The organism is Thioclava sp. ES.031 (assembly GCF_002563775.1).
GTDB lineage: Bacteria > Pseudomonadota > Alphaproteobacteria > Rhodobacterales > Rhodobacteraceae > Thioclava.
Genome location: NZ_PDJO01000001.1, coordinates 3,933,292 through 3,954,744 on the forward strand (window position 1 = coordinate 3,933,292; position 21,453 = coordinate 3,954,744).

19 protein-coding genes are annotated in these 21,453 nt (G+C 64.5%); 5 read left to right on the forward strand and 14 right to left on the reverse strand.

From position 1 onward, the window contains the following. The 4 genes from AXZ77_RS18800 to AXZ77_RS18815 form a co-directional block, all read right to left on the reverse strand. The gene (locus tag AXZ77_RS18800) at positions 1 to 663 is read right to left on the reverse strand and encodes a CerR family C-terminal domain-containing protein (protein WP_176536082.1); all 663 of its coding nucleotides are present in this window, start codon (positions 661 to 663) and stop codon (positions 1 to 3) included. 123 nt (positions 664 to 786) lie between these two features. Beyond that, positions 787 to 1,566 (reverse strand): MipA/OmpV family protein, encoded by a 780-nt coding sequence (locus AXZ77_RS18805; RefSeq protein ID WP_098412322.1) that lies wholly within the window; start codon positions 1,564 to 1,566, stop codon positions 787 to 789. Between the two features lie 89 nt (positions 1,567 to 1,655). Next, entirely contained in the window at positions 1,656 to 3,290 is a 1,635-nt protein-coding gene (locus tag AXZ77_RS18810; RefSeq protein ID WP_098412323.1) for a hypothetical protein, read from the reverse strand. Between the two features lie 80 nt (positions 3,291 to 3,370). Further along, positions 3,371 to 5,179 (reverse strand): PhoX family phosphatase, encoded by a 1,809-nt coding sequence (locus AXZ77_RS18815; protein ID WP_098412324.1) that lies wholly within the window; start codon positions 5,177 to 5,179, stop codon positions 3,371 to 3,373. Between the two features lie 319 nt (positions 5,180 to 5,498). On the opposite strand from AXZ77_RS18815, the gene AXZ77_RS18820 reads away from it, so the two are divergent. Beyond that, positions 5,499 to 6,392: a YihY/virulence factor BrkB family protein gene (locus AXZ77_RS18820; RefSeq protein WP_098412325.1), complete on the forward strand. Its 894-nt coding sequence runs from the start codon at positions 5,499 to 5,501 to the stop codon at positions 6,390 to 6,392. A 44-nt stretch (positions 6,393 to 6,436) separates the two neighbouring features. Here AXZ77_RS18820 and AXZ77_RS18825 read toward each other — a convergent pair whose 3' ends face one another. The 5 genes from AXZ77_RS18825 to AXZ77_RS18845 form a co-directional block, all read right to left on the reverse strand. Next, complete coding sequence (locus AXZ77_RS18825) at positions 6,437 to 10,051, reverse strand: translocation/assembly module TamB domain-containing protein (protein ID WP_098412326.1); 3,615 nt, start codon at positions 10,049 to 10,051, stop codon at positions 6,437 to 6,439. Further along, positions 10,051 to 11,844 carry an autotransporter assembly complex family protein gene (locus tag AXZ77_RS18830; protein ID WP_098412327.1) on the reverse strand — a complete coding sequence of 598 codons (1,794 nt, stop codon included), beginning with the start codon at positions 11,842 to 11,844 and terminating at the stop codon, positions 10,051 to 10,053. Before AXZ77_RS18830 ends, AXZ77_RS18825 begins: the two co-directional genes overlap by 1 nt. Positions 11,845 to 11,957: 113 nt before the next feature. Beyond that, on the reverse strand, positions 11,958 to 12,485 hold the full coding sequence (locus AXZ77_RS18835) for an isopentenyl-diphosphate delta-isomerase (RefSeq protein ID WP_098412328.1): 528 nt from the start codon (positions 12,483 to 12,485) through the stop codon (positions 11,958 to 11,960). A 135-nt stretch (positions 12,486 to 12,620) separates the two neighbouring features. Beyond that, positions 12,621 to 13,133 (reverse strand): protein-export chaperone SecB, encoded by a 513-nt coding sequence (gene secB / locus AXZ77_RS18840; RefSeq protein ID WP_098412329.1) that lies wholly within the window; start codon positions 13,131 to 13,133, stop codon positions 12,621 to 12,623. 59 nt (positions 13,134 to 13,192) lie between these two features. Beyond that, on the reverse strand, positions 13,193 to 13,720 hold the full coding sequence (locus AXZ77_RS18845; RefSeq protein WP_078522733.1) for an FxsA family protein: 528 nt from the start codon (positions 13,718 to 13,720) through the stop codon (positions 13,193 to 13,195). Between the two features lie 118 nt (positions 13,721 to 13,838). On the opposite strand from AXZ77_RS18845, the gene AXZ77_RS18850 reads away from it, so the two are divergent. The 3 genes from AXZ77_RS18850 to AXZ77_RS18860 are packed head-to-tail and all read left to right on the forward strand — an operon-like array spanning position 13,839 to position 15,981. Continuing rightward, positions 13,839 to 14,498 (forward strand): Tim44/TimA family putative adaptor protein, encoded by a 660-nt coding sequence (locus AXZ77_RS18850; protein ID WP_078522789.1) that lies wholly within the window; start codon positions 13,839 to 13,841, stop codon positions 14,496 to 14,498. Positions 14,499 to 14,503: 5 nt separating this feature from the next. After that, a complete protein-coding gene (locus tag AXZ77_RS18855; protein WP_255266547.1) occupies positions 14,504 to 15,391 on the forward strand; it encodes a murein transglycosylase A in 888 nt (295 codons plus the stop codon). Next, the gene (locus AXZ77_RS18860; protein WP_098412330.1) at positions 15,388 to 15,981 is read left to right on the forward strand and encodes a Smr/MutS family protein; all 594 of its coding nucleotides are present in this window, start codon (positions 15,388 to 15,390) and stop codon (positions 15,979 to 15,981) included. Before AXZ77_RS18855 ends, AXZ77_RS18860 begins: the two co-directional genes overlap by 4 nt. On the opposite strand, the gene AXZ77_RS18865 is transcribed toward AXZ77_RS18860, so the two are convergent. The 4 genes from AXZ77_RS18865 to hslV all read right to left on the reverse strand — a co-directional run bounded on the left by AXZ77_RS18865 (position 15,978) and on the right by hslV (position 20,053). Next, the gene (locus AXZ77_RS18865) at positions 15,978 to 17,069 is read right to left on the reverse strand and encodes an alpha/beta hydrolase (RefSeq protein ID WP_098412331.1); all 1,092 of its coding nucleotides are present in this window, start codon (positions 17,067 to 17,069) and stop codon (positions 15,978 to 15,980) included. The genes AXZ77_RS18860 and AXZ77_RS18865 overlap by 4 nt on opposite strands. A gap of 61 nt (positions 17,070 to 17,130) precedes the next feature. Then, the gene (gene hslU / locus AXZ77_RS18870) at positions 17,131 to 18,438 is read right to left on the reverse strand and encodes an ATP-dependent protease ATPase subunit HslU (RefSeq protein WP_098412332.1); all 1,308 of its coding nucleotides are present in this window, start codon (positions 18,436 to 18,438) and stop codon (positions 17,131 to 17,133) included. A gap of 3 nt (positions 18,439 to 18,441) precedes the next feature. Continuing rightward, a complete protein-coding gene (locus tag AXZ77_RS18875; protein ID WP_098412333.1) occupies positions 18,442 to 19,503 on the reverse strand; it encodes a hypothetical protein in 1,062 nt (353 codons plus the stop codon). Further along, entirely contained in the window at positions 19,496 to 20,053 is a 558-nt protein-coding gene (hslV, locus tag AXZ77_RS18880) for an ATP-dependent protease subunit HslV (RefSeq protein ID WP_078522728.1), read from the reverse strand. The genes AXZ77_RS18875 and hslV overlap by 8 nt, the downstream gene beginning before the upstream one ends. A gap of 93 nt (positions 20,054 to 20,146) precedes the next feature. Between hslV and AXZ77_RS18885 the strand changes: the two genes are divergently transcribed. Continuing rightward, positions 20,147 to 21,052 (forward strand): hypothetical protein, encoded by a 906-nt coding sequence (locus tag AXZ77_RS18885; protein WP_098412334.1) that lies wholly within the window; start codon positions 20,147 to 20,149, stop codon positions 21,050 to 21,052. Positions 21,053 to 21,099: 47 nt separating this feature from the next. On the opposite strand, the gene trxA is transcribed toward AXZ77_RS18885, so the two are convergent. Beyond that, positions 21,100 to 21,420: a thioredoxin gene (gene trxA, locus AXZ77_RS18890; RefSeq protein WP_078522726.1), complete on the reverse strand. Its 321-nt coding sequence runs from the start codon at positions 21,418 to 21,420 to the stop codon at positions 21,100 to 21,102. Positions 21,421 to 21,453: the final 33 nt, after the last annotated feature.

A 21,453-nucleotide genomic window follows, 5' to 3' on the forward strand; every position in this document is an offset into this window, starting at 1 on the left:
TCATGCGCCGGGAGCCGTCCCCGCGCGCGCCTGCGCCAGCATCGCATCGAGATTGCCCGCGACGACCCGGGAAATCTGCGCAGCCTCCGCCGCGCCGATTTCAGACCAGCCCATCTTCCGGCGCACGACCTCCGCACCGAGCCGGAAATAAAGCACCTGCCCGATCATCGCGAAAACCCGCAGCGCGCTCTCCGGATCGTCCTCCGAGGTCCCGCTCGCCCGCGCCCAAAGCCCCAGCAGCCGCCCATGCGCCACCGCGATCAGCCGGTCATAGAGAATATCGAGCGTCTCGCCGCCTTCGGTCACTTCGCGCATCACGAAGCCGATCATCGAGGCCGCATCCGGCTGCGTAAGGATCCGCGAGATCATCGCCTCCATCAGCGCCTTGAGCTCCGCCTCCGCCGCCTCGGGCGACAGCGCCTCCGGGGGGCCGAGCGGCCGCATCACCTCTTCCATGCGGTGCACGAATTCCAGCGCACAGGCGCGGCGCAGCCCTTCCTTGCCTTGGAAATGGTAGGATATCGCGGCGACATTCGCGCCTGCAGCCTCGGCCAGTTCCCGCGTCGAGGTGGCCACGAACCCTTTCGTCCCGAACAGGCGCATCCCGGCTTCGATCAGGGCGCGCGCGGTGCCATCGCGGGCGGGCGTCTGTGTCTGGGTCATCGGCGCATCACGGTTGGAGAGGGAATCTGCCGCCAACATGCGCGGCGCGACCCGAAAAAAGCAAGCCGCATAGGCGACCCATGCGGCTTGGCTTCACGTGTCTCGTAGAAAGCTTTGGCCCGATCAGAACGGGAAGCTCACCCGGCGGGTCAGCATCAGCGAGACCGAGCTTTGCTCGCGCGAGCCTTGCTGCACGATCGGGCTGTCCGCCGCATCGCCCTGCAGGCGATCGTAGTTCAGCTTGCCCTCGACCGCCCAGTCATTGCCGAGCTGATAGGTCGCCGACAGTTCCAGACCGGTCGAGACGAGGCCGCCGTCGGGCGAATAGGCCGCCAGACCGCTTGCCGTGGATTCCGACGGGCTGATGCCGAAATAGGTGCGGTTGTAGAGGCTCGAGCCATAGAAGACGCGCGGCCCGATGCTCAGCTTGAAATTGTCGGTCTTGATCGGTTTCCAATCGGCGCCGATTTCGGCGACCACGGCGTTATGCCCGACCACGCCGTAGCGCATATCGGCAAAAGCGCCCCATTGCGGCGCCTGATAGCCAAGCCCGAGACCCAGTTCGAGCGAGGTGGTGACATCGTCGAGACCCGCGATCTCCGAATAATCGCTGGAATTGCGCCCCCGGACGAGGCGGAAGGAGCCATGCACGTTCGGGCCGAGCTTTTCGTAATTCGGATCGTCCGAGCCGAAGCGCATCCCCTGAAGCGTGAAGCTGTTGAGCTTCACCTTCGCGGTCGGGTTGGTGTCGTAATGATCCGCGCCGAAATAGGACGGCGCATAGCGCGCGCCCCCACCGATGGTGAACGTCACGCCACTTTCTGCCTGCGCGCTTGCCGCGGTGCAGACAGCAGCGACCGCGATGGCGGCGCTTGCGGAAAGGTGGCGGATGACTTTTGCCATGATGGCGCTCCCGAAAACATGTACCGATTTGCGTAAACACTGCCAATTTACCGCGAAAAACGCAATCGGCTGGCGCAGTTTGCTGCGGATTAGCGGCGCTTATACCACGGCTGGGCGATTTCCTCGATCCCGGTGGGCTGATCCTGCTCCACCTCACGCCAGACCGTGCCATCGACCGGCGCCACCGTCCCATCGCGCCCTTGGGTGAAACTCTGGTCGCGCACGATCATCCGATAGGCCGCATTGAGCGCATCGGCACGCTCCGGCGAGGGCAGGATCAGCGGGCCGATATCCTCGGCCAGAGCGGCCTCTTTCCCGGGCGGCAGCTTGCCCGCCTCCAACCAATCCTCGATGAGCTCGGCATTGGCGCGAAACTCGTCCCCGGCCCCGTTGGTGCGCAGGTAATGGGCGTAATCGCCGCTCCCATCGGCGCGGACCCGGTCGGGCGTGCCCGCAAGACCCTTCTGCGTCCAGTGATACCAGCCGCCGCGATAGGCCTCCTTGCCCAGCTTGCGCGCAAAGGCGAAGGTGGAATCGTCGTTCACGCCCAGCGTGCCGTGGCAGCCGACGCAGAACACGGTTTCCTCGAAGCTCTGCGGGCGCAGATCGCCCGTCGCATCCTCGATGAAGCCCTGCAGCCGCCAGCCGAACGTGTTGGGCACGCCGGTCTCGGAACTGCCGAAGAACTGCTTGGTGCGGTCGGGAAAGGCGCTGTCTTCCTTCAGCTCGGCCAGCGCGGTCTCCTCCAGATCGGCATAGCTCTCCCAATCCGTCTTGACCATGTAGCGCAGCTCTTTCAGCCGCGCGGCCATCTCAATCCCCTCGGGCGTCGGATCGATATAGCGCACCGAATGCACGAATTCCGTGCCCTTGGGATAAAGCCCGGCGGCAAGCCGAGCGCCTTCGACACCCGCGCGCCCGGCCCAATGCATCGTGATCCCGTCGAGCGGCGCGAAGGCGAATTTCACCACCTCCGCCTGCGCCATCACCCCGTCGCGGTCCAGATCGACGCCCATCGCGACCTCATCGGTGGGCTCGATCGCGACATCCGCGCGGGTGATCAGCGCCTGCACGATCGCGAGGTTGGTCTTGTAGGTGGCAATGTCCTCGACCCCCTCGGCCGTCTGACGAAACGCCTCCGGCAGACGGATCATCACGTCATCGGTCGAGCCATTCGTCGGCCAGAACGTACCGGGCAGCGGCTGATAGGCAAAGGCGCGCCAGCCGGTCAGGCGTCCATCGGGGGTGCGGTCGAACCCCTCCTCGTCGAAGGCGAATTGCACGTCGGGGATATAGCCGTCCCATTCGCCATTGCCGTTCACGTCCCAGGCTGCAGGCGGATCGGCCAGCCTCTTAGCCAGGGCGATCCCGCCCTCGGCATCGTGGTAATTGTCCTGCCGCACATAGGCGCGGATCTCGGCACTGTCGGTCGCAGCCACCTCGGCACGGCGATCCACGAAGAGGTTGCGCCACGGGTTCTCGAGCGCAGGTCCCGGAAACGCATATTCGGTCTGCAGATCGGCATCGCGCACGTAATTCGGATGGCGCGGATAGGTGTGACAGGTCTGGCAGGGGTTATGCACCTCGCCCGCCGTGTCTTCCGTCTTGGTATAGCATTGCGGAGGAATATAGGCCGTCGGATTGTCCAGCACCGTGGTCTTCAGATCGACCGCCCCCGCCATCGTGGTCGTGCTCAGCAGCGCCAAAATCGAAATACGCAGCATCCGTCTGCCCTCAGCCTTGAAAGAAAAGGCGAGGCCCGGGTCTCCGCCGGACCTCGCCAGAATTGTCTCGCGAGCGCCCGTTACTGGGTCTTCGCGGTGGCATCCATCTGCGGGAACGGACCGACGTAACCCACATAGGCACGCGCCTGCGCCGGGTCGGTCAGCTTGTCTTCGTCGCTCTCGCCATAGGGGTGCTGGATGACCGCCATCAGGTAGCCGTGGCCGTTAACGTTCGGATACCAGTAGGTCGAGGTGGTTTCCGAACCGTAGGGCGTCGACAGGATGCGGGTCAGCTCCTTGGTGTCGGTGTTCATCGCCCAGATCGCGTCGTTCTGGTGGCCCGAACCGGTGTCTTCACCGATGATCAGCGTGTTGTAGCCCGGGATGTAGGTGATGTTGTCCGGGTTCGCGATGCCGTTGATATCGCAGCTGTTCAGCTCGGCCGTGTCGCCGCACATGTCATGCGCCGGGTCGCAGCTTGCGTCCTGCGCCTTGACCTTGTGCTCTTCGGTGAGCGGCTTGCCCGAGATCAGACCCATCATCTTCGTCGCGGTGAACTTGTCGTCCAGCGAGAGCGAGTAGACCGTGCCGCACTTGTTCTTGGGCAGCTTGATCGCGTTCATCCCGCCCAGATCCTGCTTGGCACCGTCTTCCATGCCCTTCTCGACAGCCGACATCGACAGATACATCTGATGCTTGTCGGCATCGTAGGTGATGCCTTCCATCTTGCGGAACTCGGTCGTGGCGCCCTTCATCGAAGCGTAGCGACGGGTTTCCAGACGCGAGGCGATCGCATCCATGCCGTCCTTGACCTTCAGACACTCGGGATTGCCTTCGGCGTTCGAAGCCGAGAACCCGTCGGCGCAGGAACCGTCCTCGCCCATCTCGGCGGTCTCGAAGAGATCCGAGAACTGGGTGCCGGCTTCGATCGCCTTCTGGATCGTCGCATCGTCGGCATGGCCCAGATCGACCCATTCCAGATCGGCCGCGCCGCCATTTTCTGCCGAGGTCTGGTTCCACTTGGCCGCATACAGCGTCCCGGCGCTCAGGTCGCCTGCGGTGTCGGCTTCAAAGCGGAACAGGCCGACATTGGTGCCGTCATCCGAGATATAGGCGGTTTTCTGGTCGGGCATGACATAGGCCAGCTCGACCGCCACGCGGCCCATCGCGAAATGCTTGTCAGCCTTGGCCGAGCCGTCTTCCGAGACGGTGATCTCGGTCGGGTAGCCATAGCGATAGGGCTTGTAGGCGTCGCGGAACTGCTCGAGGGTCATGCCCTCGGGGTTCACGCCCGCATAGCGCACCATCGGGAAATCGTAATCGTCGATCTCGTCGAGCGAGGTCGCCGCTTCGATCGCGCGCGCATCGGCCGGATATTCTTCCGAGCCCAGATGGGTCTCCCACGGCGTCACCGAACCCGCGCAGGGCACCCAGAGACCGTGATATTCGGAGAAGTCGATCGGCTTGGTCGAGACCAGCTTCAGGTTGCCATCCGCATCCTGGCTGACTTCGCTGAGATACATCGCACCGGGGCGCGACTCGAAATGCGTCACCGAATAGAGCTTGTCGCCCTGACGGAGGAGCGAGGTGAAATCGGCGGAGTCCGAGATATGCTCGGAGCCGTCGGCCGACTTGACCGGGTTGCCGTCCTTGTCGGTCAGCAGGGCGAAGGTGTTGTCACCGATCTTGTCGCCCGAGCGCGCCATCACGTGATAGCCGATCTTGTAATCCTTGCCGTCGATGGTGACGGTGTCGGAAGCGATGGCCTGACGTTTGGCGGCGTCGTCCTTGGCGAAAGGAACGGGCGAGAAAGAGATGTCACCGGCATGCGCCGCAAGCGGCAGCACAGCGATAGCGGTGGCTTGGAGGAGGGTCGTACGAAGCGACATGGCTAATCCCTTGGCTAGTTGCGTTCACGATGCTCCTAACGGCGAAGTGATTCCCTTTTGTGACAATCTGGCGCTTTCGTGATCTTGGCCTCGACCGGCGGCGGAGGGCGCGCGTGGCTCGGCCCGCACTGACCTGCGCCTCGGGCGAAAGTAGACCCTATTCCAGCATGATTTCGTGTTTTCGGCCCTGTCCGGCACTGGCACGATCCTGCCGGTGCGACGCCAAGCGCCTGAGACGCAACAGCTTTCAGCAAAGCGCGGACCCCGCGTTGCGATCACGCGGGGCTTGAGCAATGGTGAATGAAACGAGGAGTAGCGCGTGAGAGAAACGGCGAAATTCGCGGTCAGCCTGTTCGGGCGGCTGTTCCAATCGAATATCACCCTCGTGTCGGCGGGGGTCGCCTTTTATTCCATGCTCGCGATCTTCCCCGGCATCTCCGCGACCATCGCGCTCTGGAGCGCGTTTGCCGACCCGACCGTGATCCGCACCTATCTCAACGTGGCCGATGATTTCATCCCGCCCGAAGCCTATGCGCTGATCAACGACCAGATCCAGAATTGGCTGATCGGGCCACGCGCGACCATCGGGCTGGGCGTCGTGATCTCCGCCGCCGTGACCCTGTTCTCGGCCCGCGCGGGCGTCGCGGCGCTGGTGCTCAGCCTCAACGTGATCCACGGCACCCGGCCCCGCGCGACGATCTGGAGCTTCATCATGGGCTACCTGATGACCATCGCGCTGGTCGGCGTGATGCTGGCCGCGATGGCGACGGTGGTCGTCGTGCCCGTCGTCATCAACTTCCTGCCCTTCCACGAATATTCCAAGATCCTGCTCTCGGGGCTGCCCTGGGGCGCGATGCTTTTGCTGATGCTGACCGCGCTCGGCATCCTCTATCGCTACGGGCCCAATACCGAGGGCAAGCGCGACCCAATCCTGACGCTCGGCGCGGTGCTGGCGACGGCGCTCTGGGGGCTCAGCTCGATCGGGCTGACCTACTACCTGTCGAATTTCGGCAATTACAACAAGATCTACGGCTCGATCGGGGCGGTGATCGCGCTTCTCGTCTGGCTCTATCTCAGCGCCTTTTCGGTGCTGATGGGAGCCGCGCTGAACGCCGAGCTCACCGCCTTCCGAAAGCGCCGCGCGCAGGAGAATTTGCGCAACGCGATAGACGGAGACGAAGAGGCCGAGGGCGAGAAAGTCTCATCCTCATAAGTTTCACTTATTTCCAGACGCGGAAATGAAGTGAAACTTATGGATCAGTAGTTCTTCTCGAAATAGAGGCCGATGCCGCTCTTGCCGTCGGAGCCGACGGTGCCGCGCGCGGTGAGGCTCTTGGTCACATCCAGATTGAGATTGATCTGCGAGGTGCCGTCGCCGCCCACGGTGACATCGGTATAGATATTGTCCGACAGGTATTTCCCGACCTTGAGCTGGGTGTTGCCCTGCGCATCGGTCGAGACGTCGAAATCATCCAGCCCGAAATTCTTCCGCAGCTTGCCGATGATCCCTTCGCCGCCCTTGCCCGCGAGCGTCGCGACCGCCGAGGCCAACTGCGCCGCCTGCAAGGCCGAGAGATTGTCGATCGACCGCCCGAAGATCAGCCGCGCGAGAACCTCGTCCTGCGGTAGCTCGGGCGAGGAAGTGAAGGTCACCTGCGGTTCGTCCGCCTGCCCCTGAATGTTGATCGAGATCGTGTAATCGTCCTGCGTCGTGGTCGCGGTGAAGTCGATATAGGGCACCAGCGCGCCTTGCAGCGCGATCCGGCCCTGATCGAGCGTGAAACGCTGGCCCAGAATGTCGAGCCGCCCGCGCACCAGCTGGAACTGCCCGATCGGGATCACGTTCGCGGTGGTGCCGGTGATCCGCAGCGAGCCGCCAAGTTCCGCGTCCAGACCGCGGCCGCGCACGAAGATGCCGCGCTCGGAGGCGATGGTGACATCGAGCGGATAGGACGGGCCCGACGCCGTGGCGGCGCCATTCGCATCCGTCTGCCCGGTATTGAGCAGGTTGGCGCGCTTCAGCGTCTCGCGCACCGCCGCGCTTTCGCCGACATGCTCGATCCCGTCGGGCACCGACGCTCCGCCGCCGACACCCGAGGAGGGCACCCGCAATTCGGTATCGCTCAGCGTGATGCGCCCGGCGATCTTCGCGCCGCCCGCAAGCGGCCCGTCCATCGTGATCGTGCCCGAAGCGCGGGTGTCATAAAGCTCGGGGTCCTTCAGCCGCGCGCGGTCGAAGCGGATCGTCAGATTGCCGTCGTAAGGCGCGGAGAGGTTGATCGGGCCGTTGACGGTGATCTGCCCGCCCGTGCCGAGCCGCCCGGTCAGGCCAAGCTGCGCAGACCCGTTCGACAGGTCCACCTGGGTGTTCACGTCTTCCAGCACCATGCCGAGATTGGGCGCGACGAGTTTCGCGCCATTCGCCGTCACCGTACCCGACAGCGCCGCCAGCCCCGGCTTTCCGTTCATCCGCAGATCGAAGCTGAGCGGGCCCTGAACCGAGCGCGGCTCGATGAAGCTGTTAGCGAGCGCGGTCTGCGCCTGCCCGGTGATTGCGAGATCGGCATCGGCGAAATTCGACGCCACGCGGCCCGACACTTTCGCATCGGTACCGCCCGGCCCGGTCCCCGAGAGGTCCAGCTGATAGCCGCTGCCGTCGTCGACCACCGTGCCCGACACCGTCACCGGCCCCGGGAAGCCCGGCGCGAGCAGGGCCGCATTGGCCAGACGCGCGTTGAGATCGATCTGGCGCGAGGTCTCCCCCGCAGTGCCTTTCGCCGAGACGTCGAGCTGCGGATTGCTCAGGTCGAGACTTTGCACCTCGACCGCGCCATTGGCGTAGCTCGCTCGCAGATCGAGGTTGGTCGTCCCGGCCAGAAGCTTGTCGGCCTCGGGCTGGCCTATCGCGAGGGATTTTCCGGTGCCCTTCAACGTCACGCCGTAGCGATCGCCGTTCAGCGTCACCGTCGCATCGGCCGCCAGCGCGCCGCGATAGCCGCCGCCCAGAACCGAGAGGTCATTGGTGTCGAGCGTGGCGGTCAGCTTGCCATCCTGACTGGCCAAGGTGCCCTGCGCCTGAAGCGTGCCCGCCCGCGTCTGCACGTTGAGCGAATCCAGCGTCACCCCGGTCTCGTCGCGCTTGGCCGAGATCGCGATTTCCGACCGGCCCGCCAGCGCACGATCCGCCTGCGGCTGGTCGATCGAGACGTCCTGACCGACGAGGTTGAGATTGGCGTCGAAGGCACCGCTGAGGACGGTGTATTTCCCCGCGACCGTCATCCGCGCCGATCCGCCGAGCTTGCGCCCTGCCAGATCCGACAACATCGCGAGGTTGGAATGGTCGATCTGCGCCGCGCCCTCGATGGTGACGCCCTCGCTGATATTGTCGATCGTGAGGTTGGAATTCAGGCTGTAGCCGGAGCCTTTCAGCGCCAGTTGCGACAGGCGCAGCGGCTTGTCCTGCTGCCACGAGAAGACGGTGCGCAAGGTGACGGCGCTGCCTGCCGCCGCGCTCAGCTTCGGATCGGACAGCTCCAGCCCGTTGATGCCCAAGAGCACGGTGCCACCCGCAGAGGGCGGCGAGGCCTGCTGGATGCGGCCCGAGCCCGAGAGGTTCGCGGTCAGCATCTTGGTGCCATCCTCGCGACGCAGCTGGTTCAGACGGCCCGTCAGTTTCCAGCCATCGCCTTCGGCCTTGTCATAGGCGAGGTCGAGCTTGCCCGACTGCACATAGGTTTTCGGCCCCGAGATCGGCAGCAGCACCTCTTGGCCATTGCCGAGACCGAGATTGGCGGTGAGGTCGAATTTCACCGGCATGTTGTTGGTGCCCATCTGCGCCGAACCGTTCAGCTGCAGCGCACGCGATTTCAGATCGAGCGTGTTCAGCGTGGTCTGACCCGAGGCCGTGCGCGTGCCATCCGCGACCAGCGCGACCTCGTTGCCGAAGAATTCGTGGTAATCGGGCGGCAGAAGCGGACGGATATCGCCGCCCAGCGCGACGGAAAATGTCGTCAGCGGCGGGCTGCCCTCGGGTGCGCCGTCGGGCGTTTTGCTGCCGATGGAGACCTGACCCGCCAGACGCTGCTGGCCATCGGTGCTCAGCACGATATCGGAGGTGAAATCGTCGAGCGGCCCGCTGCCGGACACCGCCAGCGTCATCGCCGGATTTCCGGGCAGGCCGATCTTCTGGACGATGATCCCGTTCTTGCCCTCATCCACCAGCAGATCGAGGCCCAGATCGCGCGTGCCATTGTCGTAGGACGCGGTGAGGGAGAACTTGCCCTTCTTGGTGTCGGTCCGGGTGATGTCGAGCTTGGCATTGCCCTCGCCGCCGGCGAGCGACATCGACCCGGTCACCTTGACCGTCGCCTCCTGCCCGAGGATCGGCTCGCCGAGGATCACCTTCTTCGCGTCGATCTTGCCGATCTTCACCGAGACCGGGAGATCGGGAAGCTGGAACGGCTTGGCCTCGGGGCTGGGGGCGGTCGAGCCGCCCTCGGAGGTCGGCAGGCGCGGCAGGTCGATCTCGGCGGCGGAGAGCTCGTCGATCTCGATCTTGCCGGTCAGCAGCGCCGAGCGGTTCCACTGCAGCGCGCCATCCTTGATCGTGATCCACGCGCCGTCCTTGTCGGAGATCGTCAGCTGATCGAAGGTCGCCCGCGAACTCAGCGCGCCCGAGAACCCGTCGAGCCGCACGGTGCGCCCGGCGCCTGAGAGGTTATCCTCGATCAGACCGGTCAGATAGGAGCGGTCGCGCTGCGTCTGTTCCTCGGTCGCGGCCCCTGCCCCGTCCGCGGTCTGCGGCGCGCTGTCCTGCGCGGTGGCGACTAGCGGCGTGAGGCAGAAGGCGAGAAGGATAGCGAAACGTTTCATCAGAAAGCCTGCCCGATACCGATATAGAGTTGTGCCCCCGATCCGGTGCCGCCCGAGACCGGGAAGCCGACATCGAGGCGGATCGGGCCGATGCCCGTCTTGTAGCGCAGGCCGAGACCCGCGCCCGCCTGCGAGCCCGACTCGCCGCCGCCCGCGATATAGCCGTAGTCGTAGAAGGCGACCGCGCCGATCTTGTCGGTGATGCCGATGCGCGCCTCGCCCTGGAAGCCCACGAATTCGGTGCCGCCGGTCTTCAGCGTGCCGCCGTCGAGCACCTCGACGCCAAGCGACTGGTAGGGCTGGCCGCGCACGGTGCCGCCGCCGCCCGAATAGAACAGATAGTCGCGCGGGGTTTCCTCGAGATCGGAGCCATAGACCCCGCCAAGTTGCACGCGGCCCGCGAGCACGAAGCGATTGTCCTGTCCGAAGCCCCGATAAGCGCGCAGATCGCCGGTGACCTGCGCCCCGGTGCCGGTATCGCCGCCGATCCCCACGAAGGGCGTCACGCCGGCCTGAATGTAATAGCCCTTGGTCGGATCGAGCTTGTTGTCGCGATCGTCCCAGGTGAGTTTCGTCGGCAGGTAAACTTGCCGGAAATAGGTCTCGCCGGAATCGTCGGTCACCTTGGACCAGCCGTAATTGATCGAGACGTCGCCGGTCAGCTTGTCGTTGAAGATCCGCGTCAGACCGAAGCCGATATCGAAGGCGTTCTCGGTGTAATCCTCTTCGTTCTTCTGGCTGATCTCGGTCGTGATATAGGCGCTGGTTTCCGGGTTGAAGGTCGCCGGGCGGTCGATCCGCGCACCGATCGAGTAATCCGTGCCGCCCGTCGCGCCGCCGATGCCCGAGATGCCCGCATCGACGCGGAAGCGTTCGCCGCCGCCGAAGAGGTTGCGGTGCAGCCAGTAGCCGTTCAGGCCGAGCCCGTCGCTGGAGCTGAGTTCCGCGCCGAGGCCGAGCTTGCGCTTCTTCTGCTCGACCACGGCGAGGTTCACATCGAGACTGTCATCGGGGTTGAGCGTCTTCGCCTCGGTGATCGCGACCGACGAGAAAATCCCGGTGCGCTGCAGCCGCGACTGAACCTTATCGAGCTTCTTCGGATCATAGACCTCGCCAGTGGGGAAACCCGCGATCTCGCGCAGGCGCTTCGTGCGGAGACGCTTGTTGCCGGAGGTCTCGAGCTGCCCGAAGGTCACCAGCGGCCCCGGTGCCAGACGCACGTCGGAGGCCAGCTGATTGGCGCGGTGATCCGCGACGATGTTCTGATAGGAGACCTTGGCCTTGGCATGGCCCGCATCCCGCCAGCCGGTCGTCGCCGCGCTCGCCGCATCGACGATCACGCCCGATTTCGCGACCGCACCGACCTTGTAGCCCTCGGGCAGATCGGTTTTCGGCGCGACCGGCGCGATATCGGCGCGCGAGAAGGTAAACTCGGGGCCCGGCGTCACGGTCACGGTGACGTTGTTCACCTTGGAAGGCGCATCGAGCGGCGGAATCGAGGCGGCCTCGCGCCCGTCGAGCTTGATCGACACGGTGCCGGAATACCGCCCCTCGGCGAACAGCGCCGAAACGATCCGGTTATAGTCGGCGCGCGCCTCGGAAAGCACGTCCTGCGCGTCCTTGCTGTCGTCGTCTGCGGATTGCACCAGAAGCGACGCGCCCTTGATCGTATTGCGCAAATCGTCCGACGCGCCGGGGGTATTGAACTTCAACGAATATGCGAGTGCCGGGGTCGCGAGGATCGCAAGCGCCGCCACGCTCAAATGAAAAACTCGGATGGTCTTCGGTCCCATTACTCATGCCCCCGCCCAATCGAGAGCAGAGTTACAGGTAAGCGGTACGAAAGCTAGGGCAAGCGCGGAATTCCGCGTAGCGATTTAAGGCGATCGGCAGAAATCCCCACCGCTCAGCAGATCAGCGCGGGCAGGATGCGGGAGATATGCTCGTGCATGTAAAACCGGAGCCAGCGCGAGAACCGATCGGGATAGCGCCGCACCTCGGCCCCGAGGTCGTAAAGACCGATCCAGCGGGTCTCCGAGACCAGCTCGGGATCGGGGTTCAAGGAAAGGCCGCGCTGCGCATAGGCGATGTAGATGTCCGCCACCTCATGCTCGATCAGCCCGTCGCCGATATCCATCCTGTATTCGATGCGGTCGGCATGGGCGGGATAGAGCCCTTCGATCCCCAGCTCCTCGCGCAGCCGCCGAAGCGCGCAGGTCTCGGGACGCTCCCCCCAATCGGGGTGGCTACAGCAGGTATTCGACCAGAGACCGGGAGATTGCAGGCAGTTTTCCGAGCGCTTCTGCAAAAGAAGCTTTTCGCCATCCATGACGAAAATCGAGACCGCCCGGTGGCGGATCCCTTCGCGATGCGCATCCATCACGTCGACAGGGGCGAGCGTGCCCTCGATCCATGCCTGTATCTGGCCCATGATACCTCTTCTGAATCCGGTGATCCTGCCCGGGTCGCGGACGGGATCACCGTTACAAAATGGGTCCGTGACAGGCCAGAGTCACGGTGTCAGCTTGTCCCTGAGGCACGATGCCGCGCCTCAGGCCAGCTTGACGAATCAGACCGTCGCGGGCGCTTCGGTCTGCTGGCGACGCGCCAGTTCGTTGCGATACAGCGCGACGAAATCGACGATCTCGAGGTTGAAGGGCGGGAAGCCACCGTCGCGGGTCACATCCGAAACGATGCGGCGCACGAAGGGGAACAGCTGGCGCGGACATTCGATCAGCAGGAACGGATGCAGCTGATCTTCCGGCACGCCTTCGACGTGGAAGATGCCGCCGTAATCGAGCTCGAGCAGATAGAGCGTCGCGCCGTCCGACTTGTTGTTCGCGGTGATCTTGAACTTGGTGATCACCTCGTACTGGTGCTCGGCGTTGCGCTTCTTGGCATCGAGCGACACCTGCACCTGCATCTCGGGCTGGATGTCGCTGGTCTGCACGCCTTTCGTGGCGACATTGTTCTCGAAGGACATGTCGCGCGTGAATTGCGCGAGGATGTTCATGCGCAGCCCTTGTTGCTCTTGCTGCGGATCCGCGGCGCCGTTGGTCTCGCCATTTGCTTCGTCAGTCATCGACCTCTCCCAAAATTAATTGTGCGAGGTTTAGCACTGGCTGGGAGAAGCCTCAATTCTCAATGACGCGTCCAGCCGGACGGCCCGCCGGGAGGCTTGCCATTGGGATCGTCGCGATGGGTCATCTCCTCGACCTCTTCGGCGTCGAGGATCTCCGGATCGCGCGGGCGGTGCGGAGGTTCGCGGCGCGGATCGTATTGGGTCGTCGTCCGATACGCGCCGCCCATCTCGAATCGCTGCACCTTCACCCGGCTCGCCGCGGCTTTCATCACCCAGTCACGAATCCCGGGGATCAGCAGCAGGATCCCGACCGTGTCGGTGAAGAAGCCCGGCGTCAGCAGCAGCACCCCGGCCACGAGGATCATCGCGCCATGCGCCAGCGGCCGCGACGGGTCGCTCAATTCATTGAGAGAGCTGCGCAGATCGTTGAGCGCCCGCGCCCCTTCCCGGCGGACCAGCGACGTGCCTACGATCGCGGTCAGCAACACGATCCCCAGCGTCGGCCACAGGCCGATGAGCCCGCCCACTTGAATGAACAGACCGATCTCGATCAGCGGCACGGCCAGAAAGGCCAGAAAGATCCACATGGCATCCTCTTTTATCGCGTCTCCGGGCAAGCTGCGCCGGTGGACTTGAACTAGTTGACGCCTTACATAAGTAGCCATTGACCTAGAAACAAACATGAAGCCAAACACAGGGGTCTCGATGTCCGGTGCCGTCATTCAGCTTATCGTCCTCGCGGCGATTGCGATCTTCCTGATTTTCAAGCTGAAAAGCGTGCTCGGGACCCGTGAGGGCTATGAAAAGCCGATCGCGCCCGAAACGCCGGACACGCCGACGCCGAAGCGCGATTTCGACGTGATCGAAGGCGGTCCCGATCACGATATCATCGACAATGTGCCCGAAGGCTCGACCGCCGCCGTGGCGCTGGCCGCGATGAAACGGGTCGAACCGAGCTTCTCGGTCTCGGAATTCCTGCAAGGCGCGCGCGGTGCCTATGAGATGATTCTGATGGCTTTCGAGACCGGCGATCTGGAAAAGGTCCGCCCCTTCCTGTCCGCCGAGGTCTACGAGGCCTTCGAGGGCGCCGTGGAGGCGCGCAAGGAGAAGGGTCTCGACGTTCAGGCGGAATTCCTCGGCCTGCGCGAGCTGGTTCTGAGCAATGCCGATTTCGACCACTCCACGAAAGAGGCCGAAGTGACCGTGCGCTTCGGGGCCGAGATCATCTCGGTCGCGCGCGACGCCGCCGGAGAGGTGGTCGAGGGCGATCCCAAATCGCCGCGCAAGCAGCGTGACATCTGGACCTTCGCGCGCACGATGGGTGCGAATGACCCGAACTGGCAGCTCGTCGCCACGGGCGGCTGAAGCCTGTGGCGCTGTCCTTCGCCGATATTCCCGGATGGACCCGGGACGATCACGCCGCCGCTTGGGCGGCGTTTTGCGTTACGGCCGATCTCTATGGGATGGACACGGCCGGGCTGGACGACGCGCGAGCCGCCTTGGAGACCTATTTCGCCCCCTATGAAATCGCCCCCGAGGGGGCCGCGCATTTCACCGGATATTACGAACCCGAACTGCCCGGCGCGCGGGAGAAATCCGACCGCTTCGCCTGGCCGCTTTATGCGAAACCGGGTGAATTAGGGTCTAATTCGCTGTGGTTCACCCGCGCCGAGATCGCGGCGGGCGATCTGCTGGCGGGGCACGAGTTGGTCTGGCTGGAGAGCCCGATCGAGGCCTATCTCGCGCAGGTGCAGGGCTCGCTGCGGGTGCGGTTTGCCGATGGCGGCAGCCTGCGACTGGGGTTCGACGGCAAGAACGGGCATCCCTACCGCTCGATCGGCAAAGAGCTGATCGCGCGCGGCGCAGCCCCGGCCGAGGAGATGACGCCCGAGTTCATCCGACGCTGGGCCGCCGAGAACCCCGATCAGTTGCAGGGGCTGCTCGATCACAACCCCTCTTTCGTGTTCTTCCGGGTGCTGGATATCCCAAGCGATACGGGCCCTCTGGGCGCGATGGGCCGTCCGGTGAGCGCGGGACGCAGCCTCGCCGTGGACCCCGAGGTCGTGCCGCTGGGCAGCCCGGTCTGGATCGACTGCCCCGGCTTTGGGCAGCGGCTGATGGTGGCGCAGGATGTGGGCTCTGCGATCAAGGGCGCGGGGCGCGGTGATCTCTTCATCGGCACCGGCGCGGATGCCGGGCGCATCGCGGGCGCAATCAACGCCAAGGGCCGGATGATCGGCTTGCGGAGGCGCGCATGAGCCGCAAACGCAAACTCAGCCCCGAGGAACGCGCGCTATGGGATCGTGTGGCGTCGACCACGGAGAATTACCGCCCGAAAAAGGCCGATGCCGCCGAATTAGAGTCTTTTCTGGCGCCCAAACCCAAGCCGAAACCGAAGGCCGAGGGGCTGCGCAGTTTTGAGCTCGGCCAGCACGCCAAGCCATCGTCCAGCCGTCACGATCTGGCCCCGGAGCCGGGCGAGCATCTCGCGCGCCAGCCCGTCACGATGGACCGCAAGGCGCATAAGGCGATGACGCGCGGCAAGCTGAAGCCCGAAGGCGTGCTGGATCTGCACGGGCTGACGCTGGCCGAGGCGCATCCCGAACTGATCCGCTTCATCCTGAATTCGCAAAGCCACGGCAAACGGCTGGTGCTTGTGATCACAGGCAAGGGCAAGCGCGGCGACGATGACGGTCCGATCCCGCGGCGTGTCGGCGTGCTGCGCCATCAGGTGCCGCAATGGCTGCGGATGATGCCGCTCGCACCCGCCGTCATGCAGATCAACGAGGCGCATCTGAAACATGGCGGTGCGGGCGCCTATTACGTCTATCTGCGCCGGATCCGCTAACCGCCCGAGATCGGCGCGAGGATGATCTGCGTCGTATTCTCGACCGTCAGCACCACCGCATCGCCCAGCCCCGTGCGCCCGAACTGTTCGACCTCGAGCACCTCGGCCACTTTCTGCGCGCTGTCGAGCAGCCGGATCAGCGCAGGCGATGTGACGACGTTGAAATGCCCGTCGCCGGTATTGAAGGCCGAGACGTTGATCAGCGTCACCTTGTAATGCGCGATGCTGGAGACGTCTTCCAGATTGCCCAGCCGGTCACGCTTGCCCGACAGCCGCGCCGAGAGTTGCAGCGCGCGGTCCTTCGCGGAGGTGAAGATGATGAACGGCTGCGGCAGCGTGCCGATCGCAGCGGCCTGTGTCTTGAACACATCCACCGCAATGTCCGGCGAGATCAGGACCACCCCGGAAATCGTCGAAAATCGACCCTGTTTCTGCGTAATCGCCTCCTGACGCAGCACCTCCATCACCAGTTCCGCACCCAGCGAATGGCCCACGATCAGAATGCGTTTCGCCCCCGCCGCGTTCAGATCGTCGATCAATCTCTCCAGCCCGTCGCGCGCGAAAAGCACCGAATCCCGGTCATAGGCATAGCCCAGCACATTCGCCCGCGACGGCCAGGAATAATGCACCAGCACGCCGGGCAGATCGAAATCCGCACCCATCTGCGCCATTCGATAGAGCCCCTCGGCGAAGGAGTTGTTGAAACCGTGCACGAACAGCACCGCCTGCCCGTCATGTTTGCGCAGCGCCGCGCGCAGCTCCGACTGGAACGCGGGGCGCTTCATGTCGATCTCGGATTGCGAGACGAGGAATTGCTTGTCCGGGTCGACCGGCGACGTGTCGGTCATCGGATAGGCGATCTCGGCCACCTCGCGATCCGGCGGCGTGGCGACATCGAAGCGTGCGAGCCGCAGCTGCTGACTGCGCGCGGTGCCGAAGGGCTGGCCGGTCTGCGGATCGGGTGCCCGGGTCGAGCCCACGAAAATCGAGCGCGCATCGGCGACCGGGTGATCGAGATAGGCAAGCCGCCCACGCGGTGCGCAGGCGGCCAAGCTCAGCATCAAGATTACGATCAGAAACCGCGCCATCGCCCGTGCCTCGCATCCCTCCCGCAGGAGGATAACAGAGCGCGCGCGAGGTGCCAGTGCCCTAGAGGACGTAGCGGCTCAAATCGGTGTCGCGGGTCAGATCGCCCAGCTCCTTCTCGACGAATTCCGCATCGACAGTGACGCTTTGTCCGCCACGGTCGGGCGCGGTGAAGGACAGCTCCTCGAACACCCGTTCCATGACGGTATAGAGCCGTCGTGCGCCGATATTCTCAACCGATTGGTTGACCTCTGCCGCGATCCGGGCGAGCGCCGCGATGCCGTCCTCGGTGAAGGCGACCTCGACCTCTTCGGTCTTCATCAGCGCCTGATACTGGCGGGTCAGCGCGTTGTCGGTCTCCGACAGGATGCGGGTGAAGTCCTGCTCGGTCAGCGCCTGCAGCTCCACGCGGATCGGCAGACGGCCCTGCAGTTCGGGCAGCAGATCCGAGGGTTTCGCGATGTGGAACGCGCCCGAGGCGATGAAGAGGATATGATCGGTCTTCACCGGGCCGAGCTTGGTTGAGACGGTCGTGCCCTCGATCAGCGGCAGCAGGTCGCGCTGCACGCCTTCGCGTGAGACATCGGCCCCGCGCGCATCCGAGCGCGCCGTGACCTTGTCGATCTCGTCGATGAAGACCATGCCGGAATGCTGCACGGCCTCGAGGGCTGCGGTTTTCACCGTCTCGTCGTCGAGAAGCTTGTCAGCCTCTTCCGAGATCAGCGTCTCGTAGCTTTCCGAGACGGTCATCTTGCGCCGCGTGGTGCGGTTGCCGCCGAAGGCTTTGAACAGGTCCTGAAGCCCCTGCATCTGCTGCTCCATGCCCGGCTGACCGCCCATCATCCCGATCGGCATGCCGCCGGACTGATCGGCCACGTCCAACTCGATGATCTTGTCGTCGAGCTCGCCGTCGCGCAGCTTCTTGCGGAACATCTCGCGGGTGCTTTCGCGCGCATCAGTGCCGGCGAGCGCGGCGATCACGCGATCCTCGGCGGCCTGATGCGCCTTCGCCTTCACCTCTTCGCGCATATACTCGCGGGTCTGCACCATCGCGACATCGGCCAGATCGCGGATGATCTGCTCCACGTCACGGCCGACATAGCCGACTTCGGTGAACTTCGTAGCCTCGACCTTCAGGAACGGCGCGCGGGCCAGTTTCGCCAGACGGCGCGAGATCTCGGTCTTGCCGACGCCGGTCGGGCCGATCATCAGGATGTTCTTCGGATAAACCTCTTCGCGCAGATCGTCAGGCAGCTGCTGACGGCGCCAGCGATTGCGCAGCGCAACGGCGACGGCGCGCTTGGCGTCTTTCTGGCCGATGATGAAACGGTCGAGTTCCGAGACGATTTCGCGGGGGGTCAGATCGGTCATGGATTACTCCGTGGCATAGGGCGGCAGGCGGTGCTTGCCGGGAAAATTGGGAAGCGCGCGCATCAGGCGCGTGCGCAGCTCAGTCCAGAAAGAGCCGAGCGCGGTGAGAAAGAGGCCGATCAGGATCAGCGTGATCCACCAGCTGCGCGGATCGGCGGCGTCGCCGAAAGCGTAGAAGCTGAGAAAGATCATGTAGCCGATCCCGGCCGTGAAGAAGGAGCGCCGGTCGATGATCAGCGCCAGCGCCGCAAAGACGGCAAGCGTGGCGAGCAGCAGCACATAGCCCGTCCCCGGCCCCATCTTGTAGAAGGTCAGCGCGAGCGTGTTGACCAGCGCGGGGGCGGCGAGCACGTGCAGCCAGAAGCCCGAGGCCGATTGCCGGCCCAGCCGATGCGGGTCGCGCATGTCGAACCAGATGCCGCCTGCAAGCGCCAAGAGCCCGAAGACCAGCATCGCGAGCGACAGCGCCGAGCCGTTCGACAGATCGAACAGGTCGACCGTCTGAGAAATCGGCGCTTCGGGGTCGAAGCCCTTCGCGAAGGACAGAAGCAGGCCCAGCCCGCAAAGCCCCACGAGGAACATCGAGAATGGCACCCGGTAGCGCAGGAACCATGCGATCAGCGCCACGGCGGTCGCGACCAGCGCGAGATCGAAGTTCGGGGCTTCGGCGATGAAACGCATCCCGAGGATCGGAATGCCGAGGAAGCTCGCCAGCACCGCCCCGCCCAGCGTGAGCGTCAGCAGGATCGACGGCAGCACCATCCGGCGCTTGCGGGTGAAATATTCGCCCAGCAGCGCGATCAGCGGGATCAGCATCGCGTAACCCAGCTTGCCACCCGCGAAGAGGAGGAAGCCGAACGACCCGAAGATCAGGATGCCGAGGCCGACGGTCACGAAGATCTCGGCGAAGCCTTTGAACAGCTCGAAGGGCTCGTCCTCGGCGGGAAGGGCTGCGCGACCGGCGAGGCGGTTGCTCGCCAGCGCCATCACGGACGCGGCCTGCGCCTCGTTGATATGGCCAGCCGCGACCGCCGCGCGCAGATCGTCGCGCGTCAGCTCAGCCACCGATGCTCTCCACCGTCAGGTTGCCATTGGTGTAGACGCAGATGTCCGACGCGATCGCCATCGCCTTGCGCGCGACCGCCTCGGCGTCGAGATCGGTTTCCATCAGCCCACGGGCCGCAGCGAGGGCGAAATTGCCGCCCGAGCCGATCGCGGCGATGCCATGTTCCGGCTCCAGCACGTCACCCGCGCCGGTCAGGACATAGAGGTCCTTGCCATCGGTCACGATCAGCATCGCTTCGAGATTGCGCAGGTATTTGTCCATGCGCCAATCCTTTGCCAGTTCCACGCAGCCGCGCATCAGCTGACCGGGCGAAGCCTCCAGCTTCTTCTCGAGCCGCTCCAGCAGGGTGAACGCATCCGCGGTAGAGCCCGCAAAGCCCGCCACGATGTCGTGACCGCCGGGGCTCAGGCGGCGCACCTTGCGCGCCGAACCCTTGATGACGGTCTGGCCAAGGCTGACCTGCCCGTCGCCCGCGACCACCACTTTACCACCCTTGCGGATGCCGATGATCGTCGTGCCGTGCCAGCCCGGGAATTTCTCTTCGGCCATGTTAGTCCTCCGTTTGCGCCAAAGATATGTAACCCGCAGGCCAGGGCTGCAACCCCGCTTGCCGGTGCGGGAGCCTGCAGCTAGCGTCACCGCATGAGCGCGCAGCACCTTTCGATCTATCTCGATGACTGGATTCTGGAGCAGGTCCGGGCCGGTGAACACAATTTCTTCAAGCGGCTGATCGGGGCGGTCGAGGCGGCGGATTGGACCGTCAGCCTGCATCGGACAGGCCCCGAGGCGCGCGCGGCGGCCCCTGCGCGCGAGGGCTATGCGCTTTACCGGATGGAGCCCCCGACCCATGCGCGGGCGCTGACCTGCCGACGGACCTATGTCGGCGCGTTCTGGCATGTGGAGGCGGAGGCGGAGCGCTGGGATTGGCCCGTCGCGCAGGCGGCCTTCGACGCCGATGAGGTGGATGGAGAGGCTGCGGCGGAGTTCTTCTTTTCCACACGAAACAGGCTCTATCCCGGCGTAAAACCGTCCGATGAGGAGAATCTGGCCTTCATTCCGCTGCAAGGACGGCTGCTGGATCACCGCTCGTTTCAGTCGGTGAGCCCGGTGCAGATGATCGAAGAGGTTCTGGCCCGGCATTCCGGCCCGGTCGTGGCGACCCTGCACCCGAACGAGGACTACACATCACGCGAAATCGAGGCGCTGGAGGCGATCGCGGCCCGCCACCCGCGCTTTCGCTTCCAGTCCGGCGGCTCGCCCGAGCTGCTCCGCCGCTGCCGCTTCGTCGCCACGCAAAACAGCGCGCTCGCCCTCGAAGGGTTCTTCCTGCGCAAACCGGCGATCCTGTTCGGCCTGTCGGATTTCCACCACATCGCCGGATCGGTCCCGCGCGACGGGATCGAGGCCGCCTTCGCCAAACTGCACGAGACGCCGCCGGTCGCTCGCTACCTCTACTGGTTCCTGCAGCTGCAATCGCTCAACGCAGGCCGACCCGAATTCGAAGAGCGCCTGCGCGCGCGGCTGCGCCATTTCGGCTGGCCGATATGAAAAAAGGCGCCCGAGGGCGCCCTTTTCCGTCAAACCTGATCCGTAGATCAGATCGATTCGTTGATCCAGCTTTGCAGCGCCGCTTTCGGGGCTGCGCCGATCTTGTTCGATACGACTTCGCCGTCCTTGAACAGGAAGAGGGCGGGAATGCCGCGCACACCCAGCGTCGCCGGGCTGTCGGGGTTCTCGTCGACGTTCACTTTCACGACCTTGATCTTGCCCGACATTTCCTGGGCAATCTCTTCGAGCGACGGGCCGATCATGCGGCAGGGGCCGCACCATTCAGCCCAGAAATCCACCACGACGGGAACGTCGGACTTGCGCACTTCTTCGTCGAAAGTGGCGTCGGTAACAGCAACGGTAGCCATGTCAGCCTCCTGAATATTGGGTCGGCAAGGAAG

Coding starts and splice junctions, on each gene's coding strand:
- AXZ77_RS18885 (WP_098412334.1), top strand. CDS start 20,147: ATGAGCGCGCAGCACCTTTCGATCTATCTCGATGACTGGATTCTGGAG.
- AXZ77_RS18825 (WP_098412326.1), bottom strand. CDS start 10,051: ATGAAACGTTTCGCTATCCTTCTCGCCTTCTGCCTCACGCCGCTAGTC.
- hslU (WP_098412332.1), bottom strand. CDS start 18,438: ATGACCGATCTGACCCCCCGCGAAATCGTCTCGGAACTCGACCGTTTC.
- AXZ77_RS18810 (WP_098412323.1), bottom strand. CDS start 3,290: ATGCTGCGTATTTCGATTTTGGCGCTGCTGAGCACGACCACGATGGCG.
- AXZ77_RS18805 (WP_098412322.1), bottom strand. CDS start 1,566: ATGGCAAAAGTCATCCGCCACCTTTCCGCAAGCGCCGCCATCGCGGTC.
- trxA (WP_078522726.1), bottom strand. CDS start 21,420: ATGGCTACCGTTGCTGTTACCGACGCCACTTTCGACGAAGAAGTGCGC.
- hslV (WP_078522728.1), bottom strand. CDS start 20,053: ATGGCCGAAGAGAAATTCCCGGGCTGGCACGGCACGACGATCATCGGC.
- AXZ77_RS18845 (WP_078522733.1), bottom strand. CDS start 13,720: ATGTGGATCTTTCTGGCCTTTCTGGCCGTGCCGCTGATCGAGATCGGT.
- AXZ77_RS18800 (WP_176536082.1), bottom strand. CDS start 663: ATGACCCAGACACAGACGCCCGCCCGCGATGGCACCGCGCGCGCCCTG.
- AXZ77_RS18815 (WP_098412324.1), bottom strand. CDS start 5,179: ATGTCGCTTCGTACGACCCTCCTCCAAGCCACCGCTATCGCTGTGCTG.
- AXZ77_RS18860 (WP_098412330.1), top strand. CDS start 15,388: ATGAGCCGCAAACGCAAACTCAGCCCCGAGGAACGCGCGCTATGGGAT.
- AXZ77_RS18830 (WP_098412327.1), bottom strand. CDS start 11,844: ATGGGACCGAAGACCATCCGAGTTTTTCATTTGAGCGTGGCGGCGCTT.
- AXZ77_RS18865 (WP_098412331.1), bottom strand. CDS start 17,069: ATGGCGCGGTTTCTGATCGTAATCTTGATGCTGAGCTTGGCCGCCTGC.
- AXZ77_RS18850 (WP_078522789.1), top strand. CDS start 13,839: ATGTCCGGTGCCGTCATTCAGCTTATCGTCCTCGCGGCGATTGCGATC.
- secB (WP_098412329.1), bottom strand. CDS start 13,133: ATGACTGACGAAGCAAATGGCGAGACCAACGGCGCCGCGGATCCGCAG.